Source organism: Mycobacterium gordonae (assembly GCF_002101675.1).
In the GTDB taxonomy this organism is placed as follows: domain Bacteria; phylum Actinomycetota; class Actinomycetes; order Mycobacteriales; family Mycobacteriaceae; genus Mycobacterium; species Mycobacterium gordonae.
Genome location: NZ_LQOY01000015.1, coordinates 69,795 through 93,286 on the forward strand (window position 1 = coordinate 69,795; position 23,492 = coordinate 93,286).

Here is a 23,492-nt window from a genome sequence, read left to right on the forward strand (position 1 = left end):
CGGCGTGAATGAGGTGAGCACTCAGGTGGCGTTGAAGACGACAACCACGGATCCGCCCGTTTCGGACTCGTCGCGCAAGCGCAAACCACCGCGGACGCTCTACCGCGGAGACCCCGGCATGTGGGCGTGGGTGCTGCACCGCATCAGCGGCGCCACCATCTTCTTCTTCCTGTTCGTCCACGTCCTGGACTCGGCGGTGCTGCGGGTCAGCCCGCAGGCGTACAACACCGTGCTGGCGGACTACAAGACACCGGTTGTCGGGCTGATGGAGTACGGGCTGGTGGCCGCCGTCGGCTTCCACGCACTCAACGGGATCCGGGTCATCTTGATCGACTTCTGGTCCGAAGGTCCCCGGTATCAGCGGCGGATGCTGTGGATCGTCGCGGTGACGTTCCTGGTGATGCTGGTGATGGCCGGCGTGGTGACCGGCATCCACATGTGGGAGCACTTCAAATGAGCAGTCCTGACCTCCAGCTCGGGCCCGGCCAGACCGCGCCGGTGAAGCAACGCGCCTACTACCGCCCGGCCAGCCTGGACAACCCGCGTTCACCGCGCCGCCGCGCCGGCATCCCCAACTTCGAGAAGTTCGCCTGGCTGTTCATGCGGTTCTCCGGTATCGCACTGGTGTTCCTGGCCGTCGGGCACATCTTCATCATGCTGATGTGGGACAACGGCGTGTACCGCGTGGACTTCAACTTCGTGGCACAGCGGTGGGCCTCGCCGTTCTGGCAGGTGTGGGACCTGCTGCTGCTCTGGCTGGCACAGTTGCACGGCGGCAACGGCATTCGCACGATCATCGATGACTACAGCCGCAAGAACATCACCCGCTTCTGGCTCAACGCCCTACTGACGGTGTCGATGGTGTTCACGCTGATGCTCGGCACCTATGTGTTGATGACGTTCAACCCCAACATTTCGTGAAAGGCCACATTTTCGTGAAAGGCCACATTCTCGTGAAAGGCGCGTGGTGATCGAGCAACACCGATATGACGTGGTGATCGTCGGCGCCGGCGGCGCCGGAATGCGTGCCGCGGTGGAGGCGGGCCCGCAGGTCCGCACGGCGGTGCTCACCAAGCTCTACCCGACCCGCAGTCACACCGGCGCGGCCCAGGGCGGCATGTGCGCCGCCCTGGCCAATGTCGAAGAGGACAACTGGGAGTGGCACACCTTCGACACCGTCAAGGGCGGCGACTACCTCGCCGACCAGGACGCGGTCGAGATCATGTGCAAGGAGGCGATCGACGCCGTCCTGGACCTCGAGAAGATGGGGATGCCGTTCAACCGCACCCCCGAAGGCCGCATCGACCAGCGCCGCTTCGGCGGCCACACCCGCGACCACGGTAAGGCCCCGGTCCGCCGCGCCTGCTATGCGGCCGACCGCACCGGCCACATGATCCTGCAGACGCTCTACCAGAACTGCGTCAAGCACGACGTGCAGTTCTTCAACGAGTTCTACGCGCTGGATCTGGCTCTCACCCAGACCCCCACCGGCCCGGTGGCCACCGGGGTGGTGGCCTACGAACTGGCCACCGGCACCATCCACGTCTTCCACGCCAAGGCGATCGTGCTGGCCACCGGCGGCTCCGGGCGGATGTACAAGACCACCTCCAACGCACACACCCTGACCGGTGACGGCATCGGCATCGTGTTTCGCAAGGGACTTCCGTTGGAGGACATGGAATTTCACCAGTTCCACCCGACCGGCCTGGCCGGGCTGGGCATCCTGATCTCCGAAGCGGTGCGCGGCGAGGGTGGCCGGTTGCTCAACGCCGACGGCGAACGCTTCATGGAGCGCTACGCCCCCACGATCGTCGACCTGGCGCCGCGCGACATCGTCGCGCGCTCGATGGTCCTGGAAGTGCTGGAGGGCCGCGGCGCCGGACCCAACAAGGACTACGTCTACATCGACGTCCGCCACCTTGGTGAAGACGTGCTGGAAGCCAAGCTGCCGGACATCACCGAATTCGCCCGCACCTACCTCGGGGTGGACCCGGTGAAGGAGTTGGTGCCGGTCTACCCGACCTGTCACTACGTGATGGGTGGCATCCCGACCACGGTCACCGGACAGGTGCTGCGGGACAACACCAACACCGTGCCCGGGCTGTTCGCGGCCGGCGAGTGCGCATGCGTGTCGGTGCACGGCGCCAACCGGCTGGGCACCAACTCGCTGTTGGACATCAACGTCTTCGGCCGCCGTGCCGGCATCGCCGCGGCCCACTACGCAAAGAGCCACGACTACGCCGACATGCCGCCGGACCCGGCGGCGATGGTGGTCGGCTGGGTGCGCGACATCCTGTCCGAGCACGGCAACGAACGCGTCGCCGACATCCGCACCGCTCTGCAACAGTCGATGGACAACAACGCCGCAGTGTTCCGCACCGAGGAGACGCTGAAGCAGGCGCTCACCGACATCCACGCGCTCAAAGAGCGGTACTCCCGAATCACCGTGCACGACAAAGGGAAACGGTTCAACAGCGACCTGCTGGAGGCCATCGAGCTGGGCTTCCTGCTGGAGCTGGCCGAGGTCACCGTGGTGGGTGCGCTGAACCGTAAGGAGTCGCGCGGTGGCCACGCCCGCGAGGACTACCCCAACCGCGACGACGTCAACTACATGCGGCACACCATGGCGTACAAGCAGGGCACCGACCTGCTCAGCGACATCAGGCTCGACTTCAAACCCGTCGTGCAGACCCGCTACGAACCGAAGGAGCGGAAGTACTGATGACCGAGGCCCCCGAGGTGACCGAAACTCTCGACCCGCCCTTGCCGCCGGTTCCCGAAGGCGCGGTGATGGTGACCCTGAAGATCGCCCGGTTCAACCCTGACGACCCCGAACGGTTCGCGGCCACCGGTGGGTGGCAGAGCTTCCGCGTGCCGTGCCTGCCCAGTGACCGGTTGCTGAACCTGCTGCTCTACATCAAGGGCTACCTGGACGGGACGCTGACTTTTCGCCGCTCCTGCGCGCATGGCGTGTGCGGCTCGGACGCGATGCGGATCAATGGGCTGAATCGGTTGGCCTGCAAGGTGTTGATGCGCGATCTACTGCCGAAAAAGCCGGGTAAGAAGTTGACCATCACCGTCGAACCGATCCGCGGCCTGCCCGTGGAGAAGGACCTGGTGGTCGACATGGAGCCGTTCTTCGACGCCTACCGGGCGATCAAGCCGTACCTGATCACCACCGGCAATCCACCCACGCGGGAACGCATTCAAAGCCCCACCGACCGCGCCCGCTACGACGACACCACCAAGTGCATCCTGTGCGCCTGCTGCACCACCAGCTGCCCGGTGTTCTGGTACGAGGGCAGCTATTTCGGTCCGGCGGCGATCGTCAACGCACACCGGTTCATCTTCGACAGCCGGGATGAGGCGGCCGCTCAGCGCCTCGACATCCTCAACGAGGTCGACGGGGTGTGGCGCTGCCGCACCACGTTCAACTGCACCGAAGGCTGCCCGCGTGGCATCCAGGTGACCAAGGCAATCCAGGAAGTCAAGCGCGCGGTGATGTTCTCGCGTTAACTTGCGCGAGAAGACGCAAAAGCCCGTGATTTCGGTGCGTGAGAGGGGTTTTTGTGTCTGTTCGCGCCGACTCGGGAGGGTCTGATGAGCAGAACCGCTGCACTGCTGATAGTTCTGTTTGTCGGGCTGGCCATGATGGTCGGCGGCGTCTACCACGCCACGGTTGGCCCAGTGAAGTGCAACGACAAGACCGTCATGCACGACGGCGATGTCTGCAAGGGGCGTTTCAGACACCCATCGGGCACGTACGACGAGTTGCACACCACCCAGCAGGTGGTGGGAGGGATAATTGCCGGGCTGGGTTTGGCTGTGATCGTTTGGGCCATCGTGAAAACAGTCAAATCCAGCCGCCGCCGTTCCACTGCGCCGCAGCCGTACCTGCCACCGGGAAATCCTCCGCCGGGCGTTGGACCGCAGCACTACCGACCGCAGCCTGGTGGCCAGTACTACTACCCACCGCAGCATCCGCCACCGGGGCGACCACCGGGCCCGCCGCACTATCCCCCGCCGGGACCCGGGCAGTATCGCCCGCCGCCGCCACGGCGATGAAGTCGAGTCAGCTCGCCGGCAGCTTCAGCACACGGTTGTTGCCGGCGTCGGCGACGTACACGTTTCCGGCGGAGTCCACGGCGACGCCCTGCGGTCCCTTCAATCCGTTGAACGGCAACGTGATTGACGCCGTGGTGTCCTTTCTCAGCCTCATCACTCGATTGGCATGACTGTCGGTGACGTAGAGGTCGCCGGCGCCGTCGACCGCGACGAAGTCGGGGTGGCCGACCGCATACGGCAACACCGTCGCCACCGACGCCGTCCACGGCAGCTTCAGCACCCGCTCGTTCGCGCGGTCGATGACGAACAGGCCACCATCGTTGCCCACCGCCACACCCGAGGGTTCATCCAATCCGGTGAAGGGTAGTTCGCGCGGGCTGGGGGAACGCGTCTCGCTCAGGGCCAGCACCCTGTCATGCCCGGAGTCGGTGACGACGATCCGGTGGGTGCCGGGGCTGCGTGTGTACAGGGCCACACCCGCGGGGGCGGCAAGGTCGGTGAACGGCAGCACATTCGGGTCGGTCGATCCCGCGGGGAGTTCGAGCACCCGGTTGTTCGCCGGCTCGGTGACCGCCAGATTGCCCTGTTCGTCGACGGCTATCCCACCCGGATGGTCCAGGGCGCCAAAGGATTCGGCGGTCTGGGCGCTGGTACCCGCGGCGAGTTTCAGCACCCGGTTGTGGCCGGTGTCGGTGACGTAGATGTTGCCGTTGGCGTCGACCGCGACACCCTGGGGTCCGTCCAGACCCGTGAACGGCAGGACAATCTGAGCCTCAGCGTTACCGGGGCGGAACGGAAATCCGTTGGTGAGCGCCAAGATTGCGGCACCGGCCAGGAGCACGACCACGACCGCGGCCGCACCCAGGGCAACGGTACGGCGACGACTGCGCGCCGGGGACGGAAGAGTGCGGGCATCCTGCGTCGAGCGCAGGGCGTCGGCGGCGACGGATCGCGTGGCTGGTTCGGTGGTGAGGGCCGCGCGGGCAGCGACGGCCAATTCGTGCGCGGACTGGTATCGGTCATCGGGTTGCTTCGCCATGCCGCGCGCGATCACCTCGTCGAACCCGGCCGGCAGCGCCGGATCGACGCTGCTGGGCCTGGGTGGCTCGTCGAACAGATGAGCGGCGGTCAAGCCCTCCACCCCACCACCGCTGAACGGCGGCCGCGCGGTCAGGCACTCGTAGAGCACACAGGCCAGCGAGTACACATCGGCGCGGGCGTCGGCGATCGTCCCTGCCTTGAACCTCTCCGGAGCCATGTAGGCCGGGCTGCCCGGAGCGATGTCGGTGCGCGTCAAGCGCGTGGCCGTAGCCTCGTGAACCAGCCCGAAATCGATGAGATACACGAATTCCTCACCGACCATCAGTAGGTTCGACGGCTTCACGTCGCGGTGCACCAGCCCCGACTTGTGAGCCGCATCCAGTGCCACGGCCACCTGTTCGACCACGCGCACCGCCCGCTGCGGATTCATCGGTCCCGCATGGTCGAGCACATGGTGCAGATCGACGCCGTCGACGATCGGCATCGCCAGGTACAGCCGCCCGTCGATCTCGCCGGCCTCATAGATCGGAATGATGTGCGGGTTGGCCAGTCGGCCCGCGGCATACGCCTCACGCCGGAACCGCTCCTGGTATCCGGGCTCGGTGGCCAGTTCCGGTCTCAAAACTTTGACCGCCACGTCACGTTCCAGCAGGGTGTCGTGTGCCCGGTACACCGAGCCCATGCCACCGGCCCCGAGCAGTTCGAACAGCCGGTAGCGCCCGAACTCCGTTGCGTCGGGGGTCGCTGGCATCGCCACGGGCGCAAGTGCTTGCCTGGCGGCCGCCGCCAACTCGCGCGCGCTTTGATAGCACTCGGGGTCGTCGGCCAGGCCACGCGCGACGACTTCGTCGAATCCCGCGGGCAGAACACTGTCGCGGTCGGCCGGCCGACCGATGAGGCACGCCTGCAGCACGCGGGTCAACGCGTGGATATCGCCACGCGGATCACCGGGGACGGAGCTGTCGACGTCGACGCCGAAATCCAACAGGTACACGAAATCGCCGCCGACCACGAAGATGTTGGACGGTTTGACGTCACCGTGCACCAGCCCGCACGCGTGGGCGGCTTCCAGAGCCGAGGCGGCCTGCTCGACCACGCGCACGGCGAGCGTCGGGCTCATCGGCCCGTCACGCTGCAATAGGGTCTGCAGATCGACACCGTCGATGACCGGCATCACCATGTACAGGCGGCCATCGATGTCCCCCGCCTCGTAGATGGGGATGATGTTCGGGTTGTGCAGCCGCGCCGCGACAGCCACCCCTTGGCGGAACCGATCCTGATATGCCGGCTCGGCCGGAATCACCTTGATGGCCACTTCGCGCGCCATCAGTGTGTCGCGGGCTCGGTAGACGGTGCCGATGCCGCCCCAGCGAAGCACCTCGAGCAGCCGGTACCGCCCGAAGACTTCCCCTTCCTCATCCCCCGTCACCAGGCCTCCTCCGAAGCGGTGTCTGGATGCTATCAACGCAGGTATGCAAAGAACCCCCGCTCTCGCCCGGCAGTTCTACGACCGCTTCGAGCCGATCCACGCCCTGACGTATTTCGCGCCCGAGGTCCGGTCGGCACTGGACGATCTTGGTTACCGCGGGTTCTGGATGGGGTACTTCGCCGCGCGTTCAGCGCCCCTGGGTGTGGTCGCGCCGGAGGTGGTGACGGCGGTGTTCTACAACTTCGCGCACGCGCGGGTGGCAAAGTCACTGCCGGCCGCCTGGGAAATCGCCGGGCCGGATGCCGCGTTACGCGCCCGCTTGGACTCCACCGTCGCGGCACTGCGCCGGTGCGGCGTGCGTGAGGACGAAAATCTCTGTATCGCAGCCGAATTGGCTGTCCGCACCGCGCGGGCGGCGCCGGTCGACGGCCGAGCGCTGTTCGCGGCCAACGTCGCCCTGCCGATACCGGCCGAACCAGTCGCCGCGCTCTGGCACGCGACGACCCTGCTGCGGGAGAACCGCGGTGACGGGCATGTGGCGGCGCTGGTCGCCGCGGGCATCTCGGGACGCGAATCGAACGTTTTCCACACCGCGGCCAGCGCGGTGTCCGAGGAGTTCATGAAACGTTCGCGGCACTACGACCAGGACGAATGGGAAGCCTGCCGCCAAAGCCTGGCCGACCGCGGACTGCTCGATGCCCAAGGTTCGTTGACACCGCAGGGACGCGACCTCAAGGACCACCTGGAGACGACCACCGACGGGCTTTCACTAGCTGCTTTCGACGTTCTCGACGACAACGAACTGGACGCCCTGTTCAGCGCGCTGACGCCGGTCGCACGGACGGTGATCGCCGCCGGCGATGTGCCCGCCGCCACACCCATGAGCGCCCGCCTCGACTTCTAGCGTTGAAGTCGGTGTCGGGAGCCAGCGACGCTCCCTCTTTGGACGCCGCATATGCCGCTACCAGTGCCTCGATCACGCCGTTCCACGACTCCTCGTCCACGCACAACCGGCTGGCGGTCAGCACGAGCCGATCGGGCGTGCCGGGCAGCAGCGACACCGCGAACAACCGGCCGGTCCGCATGTCGTAGCCGGCGCGCTGCCGGGCGATGACCTCGGGCACCGTGTCGCCGGGCGGCTCCACCGCCCAGCTCCAGCTGCCGCCGGGCCGGGACAGCCACCGGTCGCGACTGGGTTCGAACACCGCACCCAGGGCGGGGTTGGCTTCGAAGACCGCGTCCACCGCGGCGCGGATGCCGGTCTGGTCCAGCCTTGAGTCGGCGATAAGCACCTCCTCATGTGCCCAGTCCTCGAGTTCGGTCAGCTGCGGGTATTCGGTAAAAGCCCAGTACGACGACGTTGTGTGCTCCACCCACCCAGAGTCCGCCGTGACCCTTGGAGAATTCTTGGCGATTTCTTGTCGGCCGCCTGTCACACCCGGGCCGCCTGTCTCGTCTGAGGGGTATGACACAGAAAACACGCATCGAACCCCTGCCTCCCAAGCGCGCCGGACTGCTGGTACGCACCATGTACCGGGTCGCCAAGCGGCGATTCGGCGAGGTGCCCGAGCCGTTCACCGTGGCCGCGCACCACCCGCGGCTCCTGGTCGCCAACGCAGTGCACGAGACGATGGTGCAGAGCGCTTCGCGGATACTGCCGGCCAGCGTGCGGGAGTTGGCGGTGTTCTGGACGGCGCGGACCGTCGGGTGCTCGTGGTGTGTGGACTTCGGGACGATGCTGCAGCGGCTGGACGGCCTGGACACAGAGCGGCTCAGGGACATAGATGGATATGCGACTTCACCGCTCTACTCCGACGACGAGCGCGCCGCCATCGCTTACGCCGACGCCATGACCACCGACCCGCATTCGGTGACCGACGAACAGGTCGAGGATCTGCGAGTCCGCTTCGGCGAGGCGGGGGTGATCGAGCTGACCTACCAGATCGGCATCGAGAACATGAGGGCGCGGATGTACTCGGCGCTGGGCATCACCGAACAGGGCTTCAACTCCGGGGACGCGTGCCGGGTGCCGTGGGCCCCGAGCGCCTGATCACCGATGGTGCGGTCCCATCATGCCGCCGGGGCCCATCATGCCGCCGCCCATCATCTCCTGCATCGTCGCCGGCGTCCCGTCGCGAACGAAGCCACTGACCTCGCGGCGCGGGCGGTGCGGCCAAACTGCGGACCACGTAACCCGCACCGCCGGCCGCCAGCGTCGCGAATACCGCAAGCGGCTCGGCGATTCAGTGCCATGCGCACATGGTCACGCGCCCAGAAGCGCTTCGATAGGGCCATTCGGCCTAGAGCGCGGCGCCATAAATTCGTTCAATTTGTGAACTAAATCCTTCCTGACCTCGTAGCATTTGGCAGCAGCCCTTAGGTTGTCGGGCCACCGGGGATGGGAGCCGCTTATGTCGTCGTACGTGATCGCCGCGCCAGAGGCTTTAGCGCTGGCGTCGGGAGACCTGGCCGGCATTCGGGAGGCGATCGAAAAGGCCGCCGCGGCAGCAGCGCCCTCGACGACGGGTATTTCCGCGGCGGCAGCCGATGAGGTGTCGGCGGCTATCGCGACCTTTTTCGGCAGTTACGCCGACGAGCTGCAGACGCTGACCGCTCGGACGACAACCCAAATCCAGTCAGCATTCGAGCAGGCAGTAAGCGCCGCCGGTGCCGCCTATGCGGCCGCCGAGGCCGCCAATGCGGCGCCGCTGCAACAACTCGGCAGCGTGTTCTCGCCCCTGTCCACGTGCCCTCTGTTCAACGGCACGGGTGCCGCGACGGTGGGAGCGCTCCTCAACTTCGCCACAAATTCCGTGGGCCTGGGCAAATACATCAACTTCCCCTCCACGTTGCCAGTCACAGGCACGAACGGAGTGACCGGCGTGCGGGTCGGCTTCTCGTTCCTGCAGATCCCCATCGGGCCAACCTCTTTCCTCGGGTTCCCGATTCCTCAGTTCAATTACCCCGCTCCCGCATTCTGGTACTTCCCGACGCAGGCGAACGGATCGGTTGCCCCCAACGGCACGGTGTATTTCTCGCACGGCTTCGGCGCGTTCGGTTGGTTGTACCAGCCGCTTGCCATCGAATTGGCAGGGCAGACAAACAGCGTCGTAGTGACTCCGACCGTGCCGTCGATCCCGTTGCCATTGGGTCTGTGGATCGGCAGCCCGGAGATGCAACAGGGCGTGGCGTCTCTGTTCCAGGGTCCCCAGACGGCGCTGAACCTCAGCGCGCAACGCGCGGGATTCTTCGGCACCCTGCCGCAGGACTTCATCCTGTCCGGGCACTCCGCCGGAGGTGGCCTCACCTCCATCGCCGCCGGCAACTACCTGGCGAATCTCGGTGGTGGCACCAACCACCTCAAAGGCGTGGTGATGTTCGACGGCGTGGCCAACAACAACGCGGCATTCGCCGGCGCGATCACGCAACTGAAGGCGGCGAGCGTTCCGATCTACACCGTCGCTGCGCCGCCTCAGGCGTGGAATGCCTTCGGCAACACCACAAACCAGTTGGTCAGCCTGTACCCGGGCCAATTCGTCGGCGCCGAGATCGCGGGCGGCTCACATGTCGACTCGATGCTGGGCCGCGGCCCGCTGATCGACTTGGCTCTGCAGGTGATCACCCAGTTCTCACCGCCGGGCGCCACCGCGGCGGTGTACACGCTGTCCACGGGATGGATCAACGACATGTGGGCCGGAGCGACCCCGGCCGCGCCCCAATACGGCATCTACGGGCTCGGGCCCAATAACAGCTACCAGACCGGTGGTCAGGCGATCGTGCTCGGACCGGCCACGGCGATCATCCTGCCGGTGTAGCGCGGAAATCCCATCCGCAGGGTCATGGGACTCATGGTGCCTCCACGCGGGCGTCAGAGGTCGTGAGCACACCGTCGCGTTTGGGCGCCGTGGCCACCCGCTGAGTCCTTGCCGCCCGGACGCTCAGCGCTATACCCCAGATGTTTTCGCGTTACGGCTATGGCGTCCGCGCCGGAGTCGGTCTGTCGACGTAATCGATTGTCGCCAAAACCTCCGCAGCAGAATGGATTTCGCGGACAATGGCCGCCGAATCGCAAATGTTTCGCAACCGGCCGTTTGGGGGAACGTGGTGGACTGAACCGGAAGTCCCTGAGGAATTGGCGACGAGGAAGGAACCCGGAGGTGCTGTTGGCGGCCCTACGCGAGCTGCGGTGGCGTGCGGCCGGTGCACGACGCGCGGTGAAGAGCGAGCCCGCGCCGGCGTTCGGAGGTCCCTGAGCCGTGGATTTACACGTCGACGACCTGGTGGTCGAGTACTCCAGCGGCGGGTACGCGATGCGCCCTATCGACCACTTGAGCTTCAAGGCGCCCGCGGGCTCGTTGGTGATTCTGCTGGGGCCCAGTGGGTGCGGGAAGACCACTCTGCTGTCGTGCCTGGGCGGCATCCTGAGTCCGACGTCCGGACGGATCGCATTCGGCGATGTCGCCGTGACCCGATTGGGCCCCCACGCGCTGTCGGACTACCGGCGCCAGGTCGGCATCGTCTTTCAGGCGTTCAACCTCGTGCCCAGCCTCACCGCGGTCGAGAATGTCATGGTGCCGCTGGTCGCGGCCAAAGTGTCGCGCTCGGCCGCCCGGACGAGGGCCGAGGAACTGTTGACGCGCGTCGGGCTGAAGGACTGCATGACGCGTCGGCCCGGTCGGCTGAGCGGCGGACAGCAGCAGCGCGTCGCGATTGCCCGGGCCCTCGCGCTCGATCCGCCGTTGATACTGGCCGACGAACCCACCGCACACCTCGACTTCATCCAGGTGGGTGAGATCCTGCGACTCATCCGGGGCCTGGCCCACGACGATCGCGTGGTCGTGGTGGCGACGCACGACACCCGGATCCTTCCGATCGCCGACCAGGTAGTCGACCTGGTGCCGCAGAGCGTGCCAACCGATCACACCCCCCAGAGCGTCCGACTGGCGCCGAACTCGGTGCTGTTCGAGCAGGGCACGATGGGAGACCTGATCTACGTCGTCGAGGACGGCGAACTCGACATCGTCCGCCTCCTCGCCGACGGCGGCGAGGAGCTGCTCAAGGTCGCCCGCCCGGGCGACTACTTCGGCGAGCTGGGACCGCTGTTCGGCATCCCCCGTGCCGCGACGGTGCGCGCACGCACCGAAGCGATCGTGACCGGGTACACGGTCCAGGCCTTTCGGGAGGAACTCGGCCACGGAGCCGTGCATCGGCTGATCTCCGGCCACCAACTGCCCGCCCCGGGGGCGGCCGCCGCCATCTGATGCCGTCGGCCTCCCGGCAGGAGAGAACCAACGGCGGCCACGAGGGGGCGCTGACGCCGGGGAGAGAGACCGGGGTATGACATTAAGTCCCGACCACCCAATTCGGAAAGCGGACAATCGTTCCAGTCCGGCAGCCAGCCGAGCGGCGCGATCAGGCTTCCGGTATCACCCGCAGCGGCGACCCGGTGAACTTCTCGGGATTGGCGATATCCCAGAGAGCTACTACCTTGCCGTCGCGCACCGTCATCGCCGTGATCCGCGGCGCCATCTCGCGATGGCCGTCTTCGGCCGGGAATCCCGTTGTGTAAGCACCCAATTCGCCGTTGACCAAGGCCAGGTGATTCGCGGTGTAGAACGCGTCACCGTAACGGCGGGCCAGGCCCATCATGAACCGGACCACCTTGTCGGCCCCGCGGATGATCTGCACCGCCGTCGGGGCCTTGCCGTTGGAGTCGCCGGTGAAGGTCACGTCGGGGTGCAGCAGCGAAACGACGGTGTCCAGATCGCCGGCGGCCATCGCTGCCATCAGCCGGCCGACCACCTCGGCATGCGCCGGGTCGGGTTCGGGCGGCGGCGCCGCTGAGACGGCCTTGCGGGCGCGCGACGCCAATTGACGCGCGGATGGCTCGCTGATGCCCAGCACGTCGGCCACTTCGGCGAACGGCACCGCGAAGCCGTCGTGCAACACGAAGGCCACCCGCTGATCGGGGCTCAGGCGCTCCAGCACCACCATGGCCGCGAACCGGGCGTCCTCGGCGGACACCACGGCCGACAGCGGGTCGGCGGTGTCGAAGCCCGTAACGACCGGTTCCGGCAGCCAGTTGCCGGTATAACTTTCGCGCCGGTGCGCCGCCGAGCGCAGCTTGTCCAGGCCGAGGCGGCTTACCACGGTGGTCAGCCAGGCCCGCAGGTCGTTGATGACGCCGTCCTGCGTGCTCCACCGCAGCCACGCTTCCTGCACGATGTCCTCGGCGTCGGCCACGGTACCGGTGAGCCGATAGGCAACCGACATGAGATGCGGTCGCAGCGCCTCGAATTCGTTGACCTGCGTGGTCGCGACCATAACCCGAGCGTAGCGCCGAGCCTCGGTGCTGCTCATTCTCCCCAACGAATTCAGCGCCTTGGATAAGGTCGATCCATGGTCGATCCCTGGCCGATGATCGGCCGACAGGGCGATGTCGACGCGATCATGCGCTCGATCGTCGACGCCCGGGGAGTGGCGCTGGCCGGCAGGGCCGGGGTGGGTAAGTCGCGGCTGGCTCGCGAGGCCATACGAGCCGCGGCGGCGGACGGCTGGACCGTGCGAACCATCGCCGCCACTGCCACCAGCCGGCCCATCCCGCTCGGCGCCTTCTCACAGTGGACCGACGATGTGGAGAACGCGCCACTTGCGTTGGCACGCCGCGTCATCGGCGCGTTGACCGACGGCGCGCAACGGGACCGCCTGCTGGTCTTCGTCGACGATGCCCACCTGCTGGACGATGTCTCCGCCCTCGTCGTGCATCAACTGGCACATTCGCGGGCCGCTGCCCTGATCCTGGCGATCCGTACCGGCGAGCCCGCCCCTTCGGCGGTGACGGCGCTGTGGAAGGACGGCCTGTTACTGCGCCACGACCTGGAGCCATTGACGCGCCGCGAGATTGACGACTTGGTGGCGGAGGTTTTCGGTGCGCCCCCCTATCAGCAGTGCGCGGAGCGGCTGTGGCACCTCACGAGCGGCAACGTGCTGTATCTGCGTCAGCTCATCGAACAGGAACGCCGGGCCGAACGGATGACGATTCAGGACGGCGCCGTGCGCTGGCACGGAAATACCGAGATCTCCGGATCCCTGGCCGAACTGTTGGACGCCCATATCGGCGCGATTCCGGCGGCCGTACGTGACGTTGTCGATCTAGTTGCCGTGTCCGAACCGGTGGACTGGCAATGTCTGCGGTTGATCGCCGATCAGGACGCCATCGAAGACGCCGAACAGCGTGATCTGATTCGGGTGTCGGGCGGCGACGTGTACATCGGGCACCCGTTGTACGCCGAGAGCCGCCTGAACCGTTGCGGCTCTTCGCGGCTGCGCCGCCTTCGCGGTCAAGTCGCCGCGGCGATGAAGGACGGCGGAGGCATCGCCAAGACCGTCAAGCGGGGCCTGCTGTGGCTCGAATCCGACCTGCCGCCCGAGCCGGGCGTGCTCTTGTCGGCCGCCACGGCGGCCAGTTCGCTGCTCGATTTCGAAACGGCGGAGCGGCTTTTCACCGCGGTCGCCGCCACGGGCGTCGGGTCACAGGCCCGAATACCCCTGGCCTACTCGCTGTTCATGATGGAAAAGGGCGAGCTGGCCCTAGAAGTCCTCGACGGGGTCGAGGTCGACGAGGCCACCGAGTCCGCATTCATCAACTACATGGTGATGCGTGCGTCCAACCTGCTGTGGGGAATGCGATCACCCGAGCGGTCCTGGCGGCTGATCGACGAGGCGCTCGAAACGGCGCAGGGAGCACGACGGCAGCAGTTGCTGATTTTCCGCGCGAATCAGCTCGCGTTGGCCGCCCAGCCGGTGCAGGTCCTCGAGACGACGGCCGAGGTGGACTACGAGCAACTCGATTGGTACGGCGTGACAATGGGCTACAGCGCCGAGAGCTTGGCCCACGCCGAACTCGGCCACCTCGACCGGGCCGTGCTGAGGGCCGTCGACGCATCGGAGGCGCTCGTCTTGAGCGAGCAGGGCAAATTCCTTCAGCAGCCGGTGACGGAGTTCCACACGTTCGCCCTGGCGGCTGCCGGACGGATTCCCGACGCCGTCGAGATCGCTGAACGGCATTGCCGTGCCCAGCGCGACGAACCCGTCGCCATCCGTGCGGTGGCATCGGAAATCCTCGGCATGGCGATGCTGGCCGCGGGCGATCTCCAGGCGGCCCTGCGCCTGCTGCCCGACGAGATCACCGACGAGATGACTAACAACTTCAATGTGGCCAACAGTTTCTACCGGTTCCACCTGATGCGCGCCCAGGCGCTGGCCCGCTCCGGTGACGCCGACGCGGCCGAGCGCGCGCTGACCACCGCCCGCACCCACCGCCATCCGGCCTACGTCTACGTCGCGTCCACCGAAATGCTCACCGCGGCATGGCTGGGGGCGGTGCGTTCACGCACCACCGAAGCACGCCGACTGGCCCGGGAGGCGGCCGAGTTCGCCCGCGCACACCATCAGTTCGCGCGTGAAGTGTGTTACCTGCAAACCGCGGTGCAGTTCGATGACGTCGATGCGGCCGGGCGACTGGCCGAGTTGGCCACGCAGGTGCAAGGACCCCGGGCCACCGTCGCCGCGCGTTACGCGGCGGCGCTGAGCGCTGACGATGCCGCCGAACTTGAAGGTGCCTCAACGGATTTCGAAGACATCGGTGATCTGCTGGCCGCCGCCGACGCCGCGGGGCAGGCCGCGGTGTCATACCGGCGGGCAGGCCGGGCGGGGAGCGCGATGACCGCCGCGTCGCGCGCGCGCAGTTTGGCGGCCCGATGTGGCGGGGCGACCAGTCCGGCGATCGCGGCCGCCTCGTTCACGCCGCCGTTCACGGCCCGGGAACGCGAGGTCGCGGTGCTGGTGGCTCGGGGACTGTCGAACCGGGAGATCGCCCAGACGGTGTCGTTGTCGGTGCGGACCGTCGAAAGTCATATCTACCGGGCCAGCATCAAGGCCGGCGTCAGCGGGCGTGCCGCACTGGCGCAGCTGATGCGCGGCGCTGAGCAGTTGCGCTGACGGCATCCCTACCATCGGTGAGATGAGCAACCTCTGGCTGCACTTCACCCGGCACGGCCCGGACTTTGCCCCGCCGGTGATCACCCGGGGCGAAGGCGTCACCATCTTCGACGACAGCGGCAAGAGCTACCTCGACGCGCTGTCCGGTTTGTTCGTGGTGCAGGTCGGGCACGGCCGAGCCGAACTCGCCGAAGTCATGGCGCGCCAGGCTCAGACGCTGGCCTTCTTCCCGCTCTGGGGATACGCCACTCCCACGGCGATCGAACTCGCCGACCGCGTGGCCGGCTACGCGCCCGGCGATTTGAACCGGGTGTTCTTCACCACCGGCGGCACCGAAGCCGTCGAAACCGCCTGGAAAGTCGCCAAACAATATTTCAAGCTGACCGGCAAACCCGGTAAGTACAAGGTCATTTCGCGTTCGGTCGCCTACCACGGCACCACCCAGGGCGCGCTGGCGATCACCGGCCTGCCGAAGTTCAAAGCACCCTTCGAGCCGGTGACGCCGGGCGGTTTCCGGGTGCCCAACACGAACTTCTACCGAGCACCCGAACCGTATGCGGCAGATGCAAAAGTCTTCGGCCAGTGGGCCGCCGACCGGATCGCCGAGGCCATCGAGTTCGAGGGTCCTGACACCGTCGCGGCGGTGTTCCTGGAACCCGTGCAGAACGCCGGCGGCTCCATTCCCCCGCCGCCCGGCTACTTCGAGCGGGTCCGCGAGATCTGCGACGCATACGACGTGCTGTTGGTGTCCGACGAGGTGATCTGCGCCTTCGGCCGGATCGGATCGATGTTCGCGTGCAACGACTTTGGCTACGTGCCCGACATGATCACCTGCGCCAAAGGCCTGACGTCAGGCTATGCGCCGCTGGGCGCGATGATCGCCAGCGACCGGTTGTTCGAGCCTTTCAACGACGGCAAGACGATGTTCCCGCACGGCTACACCTTCGGCGGGCATCCGGTGTCCACGGCCGTGGCACTGGCCAACTTGGACATCTTCGAGCGCGAAGGCCTCAACGACCGCGTCAAAGAGCTGTCCCCCGCCTTGCGGGCCACGCTGGAGAAGCTGTACGACCTGCCCATCGTCGGAGACGTCCGCGGCGAGGGATTCTTCTTCGGCATCGAGCTGGTCAAGGACCAGGCGACCAAGCAGACGTTCCCCGAAGACGAACGCTCCGCGCTGCTCGGCCGGGTGTCGGCGGCGATGTTCGAGGCCGGGTTGTACTGCCGCACCGACGATCGCGGCGATTCGGTGATCCAGCTGGCACCGCCGCTGATCAGCGGTCAGGCCGAGTTCGACGCCATTGAATCGATCTTGCGCGGGGTGCTCAGCGACATCGACGTGGACTGATGCCGCATGCCAATCTCGCCTGACACGCAGTGGCGATCGCGGTAGGACGCGCGATTGTCGTCACCGGCTAATAACGGTTGATCTCGCCGCTCAGGAAGCAGCGGAGCGCGCCAGAGCAAATCCGAGGAGCCGGATGTCAGGTTTCCTCACCGAAGCGGATGAACAATGCAAGGGCCAGGGTGACCACTGCGGTCGCCGTACCGAAGTACAAGGTGTCCAATGCGCCTGTGAGCATCATGCGTTCGACGAACTTGATCACGATGACCACCACCAATACCTGAATGATCGGTCGCTTCAAGTCGCCCAGGTTGCGGACTGTCAACCAGGCGGGGAGATGGAGGTCAGCCACAAACAGTTCGAAGAGTCCCATCGCCACGATGAGTTGCACCGTCGCCACCAGAAACAGGTCGACGACTTCGAGCAGGCTTATCACTGCGGAATCCTGCCGCCAGCCCCCATGCGCCAATACCACGATGAGTTCTACCGCACGTCCCGACGCCCATAGCAGCGTAATTGCGGTCGTCACGGCCAACCCACAAACCGCGATGACGATGAGGAAGCGGAGTCGTTCAAAAGCTGACCTCACCGCGGCTACCTCAGCCGTACCGGCAGGCGCTTGAGCGAGTTGTTGAGGTTCGAGCGAATCCGCACCGGCTCGCCGCTGAGCTCGATGCGCGGAAACGCGGCGAGCAACTCTTCGAAGAAGACACGGCCCTCGAGTCGGGCCAGGTGTGCACCGAGGCAGAAGTGAACGCCCATCCCGAACGACAGGTGGGGGTTGGGGTGGCGGTGGATGTCGAAGGCCTGGGGATCTTCGAAGACGGCCTCATCGCGATTGGCGGACGTGTAGTACATCGCCACCTTGTCGCCGGCCTTGATGCGGGTTCCGGCGAGCTCGGTGTCCACCAGAGCGGTGCGCCGAAAGTAGTGCAGCGGGTTGTCGTATCGGACGATCTCCTCGACCGCACGCCCGATCAGCGACGGGTCTGCCCGTAGCTCGGCCAGCTGGTCGGGATGCCGCAACAAGGTCAACAGGCCCGAGGACAGCATGCCTTTGGTGGTGTCGTTGCCCGCGGTGACCAGTTGCACGAAGAAGCCGCCGAATTCCACGTCGCTCATCGGCCGGCCGCCGAAGTCCCCGTTCAGGATCGCTCCGGTCAGATCGTCGGCCGGGTCGGCGCTCCGGCGTGCGGCGGCGAATTCGATGGCGTACGCGGCCATTTCGGCCCCGCCCTCACCGTCGCCGTATTCCGGGCCCGTCACCTCCGGGTCCTGACTGGATGTGATGCGCTCAGCCAACTGCTGCAGGTACGGCCAATCGGGGCGCGGAAGTCCGAAGAACTCGCCGATCACATGCGTCGGCAACCGGGCCGCCACCTGGTGGACGAACTCGACCTCCTCCCGTTCGCGCGCCTGCGCCATGATGGCGCGACAGATGTCGCGCACCCGCTGTTCCATCCCAGCTATCGCGCGCGGGCGAAAATGGGGCGACAACGGCGCTCGGTAGGCGTGGTGGCGGGGCGGATCCATGGCCGCCAGCATGTTGCGCATTCTGCCGAGGGTCTCCGGCGGCAGGTCTTCGATGACGATGCCGCCCTTGCCGGCCGAGAAGATCTCGGGATGACGGGCCACCTCGACCACGTCGGCATGACGCAACACGGCCCAGAAGCCGGGCTCCCCGACCATCGGTTGCCAGTGCACCGGGTCGGTGCGCCGCAACACGGCCAGCGCCTCATGCGGCACACCGTCGACGAAGGCGTCCGGACCGGCCAGGTCGACGAGACCCGATGCGGTCGGCACGCTCATCCGAGCACCACGTTCGGCCGCGGCAGACCGGCGGCTTCGCACAGTGCGAGATAGCTCGCCAGGGTGCTGGTTCCGTCGAAGACGCTCTCGATGTTGCCGTCCGCGTCGAGGTTGAGGTTGGCCCCGTAGATCTGGAACCAGACATGCGTGTCGTCCTCGAGCACCTGCAAGGTATGGATCGAACCCGCAGGTTCGTACAGGAATGACCCCGCGCGGTTGACGTAGCTGTACTCCTTGTAACGCCACGCTCCCGAGGTGGTGTAGGCGTACACCGGCCCGGTGTGCTTGTGTCGCTGCACCTCATAGCCGGCCCGGAACACGTTTTCGACGATCCAGAGCCCCTCGGCTTCGCGCACCTGGATCACCTTGAGCAACGAGCCGTCGCCCACGTCGACGAACGGCAATTCGTCGGCGCCGACATGGATGGCGGCTGGGACATCGACCATCGTCATCTGCAAGCCTCTCGGTGAGACGCGATGAGAACACCATATATGCAATCTATTACGTGTCAATATTTTCGTGAATTAAGGAGCGCTTGTCCCGGCGGCCGACCCCAGTCACTGCCAGAAGCGCCGCTTGACCGGTCGGTCCGCACCGGTCATGGCCCTTCTGACCGCGTCGAGTTTGACCAGCACCTGCCGGCTTTGCGGCCCGGTCGGGTGCTCCAGGAAGTGCGCCAGCGCGGCGCACAGCTGGTCGAGCGCGGCCCGCAACTCGGGGTCGGTGGCGGTGTCGCGATGCCGCTTCAACTCGTCGAGCACCGCGTCCAGGCCGGAACGGCGCACCTGGGTCGCCTTCTCCACCTGCTTGAGCAGCTTGTCCAGCGGCCGCAGCGGGGCAGGCTTGGCGGGGGCCGCCTGCTCGGGCGCCGCACCGGCCGGCGGCGGCATCGCGCCCGCGGGGGCGGGCATGACGAATTCCGCTGCGGCCGAGTAGGCCCCGCCCACCCGGGCAAACCCCACATTCGTCGCCCAACCGGAGGGCTGCTCGACGGGCTGGACCACCTCGGTCAACGGCCCGGCGTCGGTGCGCTCCGGGTCGACGGCAACGAAGGCGGTGAACCGCGACAGCACCCCGAACCGGATCGAGTGCGCCACCAGCCGCGCGGCCAGCTCGTCGTCGGCGGCATACGACGCGTAGTCGTCCTCCAGGTCCCGCACCACCGACCGCGCCCAAATCGTCCGTACCGCAACCGCTTCCGGAGCGAGCTGGGCGGGCAGCGTTATCGTGACCGAGTCGTCGGCCTCGACGTGGAACGTCGCGTCGCCGGCACAGCGGTAGCGCCCGGAGATGACGCAGGGTATGCCCGCGAACGCGTCGGGAGAGCGGCCGGGGGTGACGGTGCCCCCAAGCAGTGAAACTCCCTCGGCGCGCACCCGCACCGAGGTCAGCGCCGGACGCCCGATGGTCCGGGCCAGGCGCGCCATCACGTCGTCGAGACGCTCCTCGGATTCCACGAGTTCCGAACGGCCGTGACCCAGCCCCGCGAGCCGATCGAGAAAACCCGCGTTGACGGCACGGTCGATGCCCACACAGTAGATGCGGGTCCGCCCGACCGCAGGCGCCAGCATCCGCAACAGATGGTCCTCGCCGGTGATCTGACCGTCGGTCACCAGCACGATGCTGGCCTGGCGGTCCTCGCCGGTCCCGGCCAGGATGCCCGCCGCCTGGTACAACGGCTCGGCCATCACCGTCCCGCCGCGACTTTCCAGTGAGCCCAGCCACGACGCGGCGGCGAACCGGTTGCGGTCGGTTGCCTCGACCAATCCGTCGGCCAGGCCGGTGGGTGTGTCGATCCGGTCGTCGAAGGCCAGCACGCAGAACCGGTCGGCGGCATCGAGCATGTCCACGATCCGGCCGGCGGCCCGTCGCGCGGCGATCATCTTCCAGCCATGCATCGAACCGGAGCGGTCCAGCAGCACCACGACATCGCGTGGCGCGCTGGCCGTCTGCACGGGCGGCACCAGCGTCACCGACCAGGTGCCCTCGTCCCCCTCGGCGTCCGGGACCAGCAGCGCCGACGACGACAGCTCGCTGCGGTCGACCCGGAAGCGCAGCACGAAGTCGCGGTCCGCGCGGGCGCCCGGCTGCACCTGCAAGCGGGTGGTCCCGTCGGCTTCGCTGACCGCGGTAGGCAGCGACGACCGCAGGTCTGAGACCGCGAATCCGGCGCCGTCCAGGCTCAGCGAGATCTGCAGGTCCGGACGCTCGTCGGACTCCAGCAGGCGTGGCGGTGTCACCCGGGATGCGTCGGGAACCGCGTCGGTGTCGGCCGCGGTGCCCGCGCCCGTCTGGTCGCCGGGCAGCGGCGTCCCGGCGGTGTAGCGCGGCGCCACCACCAGCGGGAACCGGAACGTGGCCTCGCCGTCCTCGAAAGACAGCGGCCCGGTCAGCCGCATCTCGATGGTGGCTTCCTCGCCGGGGCCCAGATTGCCCACCCGCACCGAAAAGACGTCGGAGCGGTCCTCCTCCACGATCGCGGCGCGCTGCCCGGACACCAGCGCCTGCTCGTAGTCCGCCCTGGCCTGCCCGCGTTCCTTGAGCACGCCGATCACCCGCCGCCCGGCCAATTCCGCGGAGAACTCGGTGACGCCGGCGCGGGCCGGCAGTGGGAACACGTAAGTGGCCTCGATCGTGGTGTCGCCGGCGTTGACGAACCGCTGCCGCACCGTCGAACTCGCCGTCATGCCGACCAGCGCGGAATCGACGTGCAGTGCCTTCAGCGGCAGCGGTCGGCCGTCGTCGGCGCTCAGCTGACCACAACCCGGCCGGCCGGTCCGAACCGGTTGCGCGGGTTCGACGGGAAGCAGCGGCAACAACTCAGCACTCATCGGGATTCCTTTCCTGGATTGGCGAGCAGGTCCAGCAGCGGCGCAGCGGCGCGGCGCAGTGCGTCGATATCGGGCAACGGGCCGTCGACGAGCAAGGTGACACTGTCGGAAAGCCGGACGGCCTGCAGTCGGGTGACGGTCGGCGCCGGGGGCCCGGCGGAGACGGTCTCGGGGACGGCGCGCCAGAACGCGCCGGCCGCGCGGGCGGGTTCGGGAGCGGGCTCCGGATCACCCAGTCCGGCGGGCATGGCGCCGTCCGGGATGGCGGCCAGCGCCTCGACCTGGGCAGCCGACATGCCCGCCAGCTGCTCCGCGATCTCGTCCAGCGACAGGCCCTGGCCCTGCAGGCGCTTGATGGCGACCAGTCGCACCAGGTGGGTGCGCCCGAACGTCAGGGCCCGGCCCCGGTTTCCGGGACGCGGCAGCAAACCGCGCGAGGTGTAGTAACGCACCATCCGCTCGGCGGGGACGGCCTTGGCCTGACGGTTGTCCGGCGCGGCGCCGGAGGCGCGCACGGCCTCGGCGGCCGCGGCGGCGAACTCGGGCAGGGTGAGCAGTTCCATACTATTTGACAGTGTCACTCAGTTTTCCGACACTGTCAAATAGCTGCCGTCCAATTGGCAACTTCCGCACCACCAGTCACAGCGCGCCATCCTGCGATCGGCGCGGCGATCCCTTAATCTGCACAGCGATGCCCTTCACACGGACCTCTCTACGCGCAGCGTCGTGCCTGGCCGCGGCGCTTTTCGCGATCGGCGGCTCAGGCGCGCTTGCCAACGCCGAGCCCAGCGCCGAGGTGAATCCGCAGGCCGCCAACTGCCCGTACAAGATCAACACCCCACCCGCGGTCGACTCCTCCGAAGTGCCCCGCGCCGGCGACCCGCCCCTGCCGCTGGCTCTGCCGCCGACTCCGATCGGCGGCAACGCGTTGAGCGGCTGCGGGATCATCGCGGCCCCCGACACTCCCCCGGTGCCGGGCGACGTCTCCGCCGAGGCGTGGCTCGTCGCGGACCTCGACAGCGGCGCCGTCATCGCAGCCCGTGATCCGCACGGCCGGCACCGCCCCGCCAGCATCATCAAGGTGCTGGTCGCGATGGCGTCCATCAACGCGTTCAGCCAGAACAAGGCCGTCGCGGGAACCGATGACGACGCAGCCGCCGAGGGCACCAAGGTCGGCGTGGACGCCGGCGGCACCTACACCATCAACCAGCTGCTGCACGGCCTGTTGATGCACTCCGGCAACGACGCCGCGCACGCTCTGGCGATGCAGCTCGGCGGCATGCAGCAGGCACTGGAGAAGCTCAACGTGCTGGCGACGAAGCTGGGCGGGCGGGACACCCGGGTGGCCACGCCGTCGGGGCTCGACGGGCCCGGCATGAGCACTTCGGCCTACGACATAGGTCTGTTCTACCGATACGCGTGGCGCAACCCCGTCTTCGCCGACATCGTCGCGACGCGGACCTTCGACTTCCCCGGCCACGGCGACCACCCCGGCTACGAACTGGAGAACGACAACCAGTTGCTCTACCACTATCCGGGAGCGATGGGCGGCAAGACCGGCTACACCGACGACGCGGGCCAGACCTTTGTCGGCGCCGCCAACCGCAACGGCCGGCGCCTGATGGCGGTGCTGCTGCACGGCACCCGGCTGCCGATCGCGCCGTGGGAGCAGGCCGCGCACCTGCTGGATTACGGATTCAGCACCGCGCAAGGCACTCAAGTGGGATCGCTGATCGAGCCAGACCCATCTCTGGTACCCGTTAGGGAGAGTCCGGCCAGCCGGGCGCCCGACAACAACCAGGCGGCGGGTCTGATGTCCTCGGCCGACTCCCTGCCGATCCGCGTCGGGGTCGCCGTCGTCGGCACCGTCGTCGTCTTCGGGCTGATCCTGATAGCGCGGTCGATGAACGGCCGCGCACAGCACTGAGAGCCCCTGCCTCTCGCCGCGCGGCTCATCGCGAAGCGCATTGCC

Annotated in this window: 19 protein-coding genes and 1 pseudogene; 12 read left to right on the forward strand and 8 right to left on the reverse strand. The window is 67.2% G+C overall.

Annotation, left to right across the window (positions count from 1 at the left end; all coding sequences use genetic code 11):
• The first annotated feature begins 118 nt into the window (after window positions 1–118).
• From sdhC to AWC08_RS37305, 5 genes are all read left to right on the forward strand, one after another.
• The gene (sdhC, locus tag AWC08_RS02310; protein WP_065136216.1) at window positions 119–457 is read left to right on the forward strand and encodes a succinate dehydrogenase, cytochrome b556 subunit; all 339 of its coding nucleotides are present in this window, start codon (window positions 119–121) and stop codon (window positions 455–457) included.
• A complete protein-coding gene (locus AWC08_RS02315) occupies window positions 454–921 on the forward strand; it encodes a succinate dehydrogenase hydrophobic membrane anchor subunit (RefSeq protein WP_069434910.1) in 468 nt (155 codons plus the stop codon). Before sdhC ends, AWC08_RS02315 begins: the two co-directional genes overlap by 4 nt.
• A gap of 46 nt (window positions 922–967) precedes the next feature.
• On the forward strand, window positions 968–2,722 hold the full coding sequence (sdhA, locus tag AWC08_RS02320) for a succinate dehydrogenase flavoprotein subunit (protein ID WP_065136215.1): 1,755 nt from the start codon (window positions 968–970) through the stop codon (window positions 2,720–2,722).
• Window positions 2,722–3,516, forward strand: coding sequence for a succinate dehydrogenase iron-sulfur subunit (locus AWC08_RS02325; protein ID WP_065136178.1), 795 nt, complete (start codon window positions 2,722–2,724; stop codon window positions 3,514–3,516). The genes sdhA and AWC08_RS02325 overlap by 1 nt, the downstream gene beginning before the upstream one ends.
• A gap of 84 nt (window positions 3,517–3,600) precedes the next feature.
• On the forward strand, window positions 3,601–4,065 hold the full coding sequence (locus tag AWC08_RS37305; protein ID WP_069434911.1) for a hypothetical protein: 465 nt from the start codon (window positions 3,601–3,603) through the stop codon (window positions 4,063–4,065).
• 7 nt (window positions 4,066–4,072) lie between these two features.
• On the opposite strand, the gene AWC08_RS02335 is transcribed toward AWC08_RS37305, so the two are convergent.
• Window positions 4,073–6,535, reverse strand: coding sequence for a serine/threonine-protein kinase PknD (locus AWC08_RS02335; protein ID WP_142283372.1), 2,463 nt, complete (start codon window positions 6,533–6,535; stop codon window positions 4,073–4,075).
• Between the two features lie 43 nt (window positions 6,536–6,578).
• Between AWC08_RS02335 and AWC08_RS02340 the strand changes: the two genes are divergently transcribed.
• Window positions 6,579–7,439 (forward strand): SCO6745 family protein, encoded by an 861-nt coding sequence (locus AWC08_RS02340; protein WP_065136176.1) that lies wholly within the window; start codon window positions 6,579–6,581, stop codon window positions 7,437–7,439.
• Here the strand turns inward: AWC08_RS02340 and AWC08_RS37790 are convergent.
• The gene (locus AWC08_RS37790) at window positions 7,351–7,908 is read right to left on the reverse strand and encodes a condensation domain-containing protein (RefSeq protein WP_232008072.1); all 558 of its coding nucleotides are present in this window, start codon (window positions 7,906–7,908) and stop codon (window positions 7,351–7,353) included. The two genes, AWC08_RS02340 and AWC08_RS37790, sit on opposite strands and share 89 nt — an antisense overlap.
• Window positions 7,909–7,967: 59 nt before the next feature.
• Between AWC08_RS37790 and AWC08_RS02350 the strand changes: the two are divergent.
• The 3 genes and pseudogenes from AWC08_RS02350 to AWC08_RS02360 all read left to right on the forward strand — a co-directional run.
• Window positions 7,968–8,585: pseudogene (locus AWC08_RS02350) on the forward strand (carboxymuconolactone decarboxylase family protein); the annotation flags it as partial.
• 361 nt (window positions 8,586–8,946) lie between these two features.
• Window positions 8,947–10,350 carry a PE domain-containing protein gene (locus AWC08_RS02355; protein ID WP_069434912.1) on the forward strand — a complete coding sequence of 468 codons (1,404 nt, stop codon included), beginning with the start codon at window positions 8,947–8,949 and terminating at the stop codon, window positions 10,348–10,350.
• Window positions 10,351–10,845: 495 nt separating this feature from the next.
• Complete coding sequence (locus AWC08_RS02360; RefSeq protein ID WP_069434913.1) at window positions 10,846–11,796, forward strand: ABC transporter ATP-binding protein; 951 nt, start codon at window positions 10,846–10,848, stop codon at window positions 11,794–11,796.
• Between the two features lie 151 nt (window positions 11,797–11,947).
• Here AWC08_RS02360 and AWC08_RS02365 read toward each other — a convergent pair whose 3' ends face one another.
• Window positions 11,948–12,859, reverse strand: a complete 912-nt coding sequence (locus AWC08_RS02365; RefSeq protein WP_085087351.1) for a sigma-70 family RNA polymerase sigma factor — start codon at window positions 12,857–12,859, stop codon at window positions 11,948–11,950.
• A gap of 75 nt (window positions 12,860–12,934) precedes the next feature.
• Between AWC08_RS02365 and AWC08_RS02370 the strand changes: the two genes are divergently transcribed.
• Entirely contained in the window at window positions 12,935–15,535 is a 2,601-nt protein-coding gene (locus tag AWC08_RS02370) for a helix-turn-helix transcriptional regulator (protein WP_085087339.1), read from the forward strand.
• Between the two features lie 22 nt (window positions 15,536–15,557).
• Complete coding sequence (locus AWC08_RS02375; protein WP_069435127.1) at window positions 15,558–16,883, forward strand: aspartate aminotransferase family protein; 1,326 nt, start codon at window positions 15,558–15,560, stop codon at window positions 16,881–16,883.
• A 136-nt stretch (window positions 16,884–17,019) separates the two neighbouring features.
• Here AWC08_RS02375 and AWC08_RS02380 read toward each other — a convergent pair whose 3' ends face one another.
• From AWC08_RS02380 to AWC08_RS02400, 5 genes are all read right to left on the reverse strand, one after another.
• Complete coding sequence (locus AWC08_RS02380; protein WP_082986625.1) at window positions 17,020–17,469, reverse strand: YqhA family protein; 450 nt, start codon at window positions 17,467–17,469, stop codon at window positions 17,020–17,022.
• 5 nt (window positions 17,470–17,474) lie between these two features.
• On the reverse strand, window positions 17,475–18,689 hold the full coding sequence (locus AWC08_RS02385; RefSeq protein WP_065136171.1) for a cytochrome P450: 1,215 nt from the start codon (window positions 18,687–18,689) through the stop codon (window positions 17,475–17,477).
• The gene (locus tag AWC08_RS02390) at window positions 18,686–19,141 is read right to left on the reverse strand and encodes a 2,4'-dihydroxyacetophenone dioxygenase family protein (protein ID WP_065136170.1); all 456 of its coding nucleotides are present in this window, start codon (window positions 19,139–19,141) and stop codon (window positions 18,686–18,688) included. The genes AWC08_RS02385 and AWC08_RS02390 overlap by 4 nt, the downstream gene beginning before the upstream one ends.
• Window positions 19,142–19,246: 105 nt before the next feature.
• The gene (locus AWC08_RS02395) at window positions 19,247–21,520 is read right to left on the reverse strand and encodes a VIT domain-containing protein (protein ID WP_083271377.1); all 2,274 of its coding nucleotides are present in this window, start codon (window positions 21,518–21,520) and stop codon (window positions 19,247–19,249) included.
• Window positions 21,517–22,083: a MerR family transcriptional regulator gene (locus tag AWC08_RS02400; protein ID WP_069435128.1), complete on the reverse strand. Its 567-nt coding sequence runs from the start codon at window positions 22,081–22,083 to the stop codon at window positions 21,517–21,519. The genes AWC08_RS02395 and AWC08_RS02400 overlap by 4 nt, the downstream gene beginning before the upstream one ends.
• Before the next feature lie 128 nt (window positions 22,084–22,211).
• Between AWC08_RS02400 and dacB1 the strand changes: the two genes are divergently transcribed.
• The gene (gene dacB1, locus AWC08_RS02405; protein ID WP_065136168.1) at window positions 22,212–23,447 is read left to right on the forward strand and encodes a D-alanyl-D-alanine carboxypeptidase DacB1; all 1,236 of its coding nucleotides are present in this window, start codon (window positions 22,212–22,214) and stop codon (window positions 23,445–23,447) included.
• Window positions 23,448–23,492: the final 45 nt, after the last annotated feature.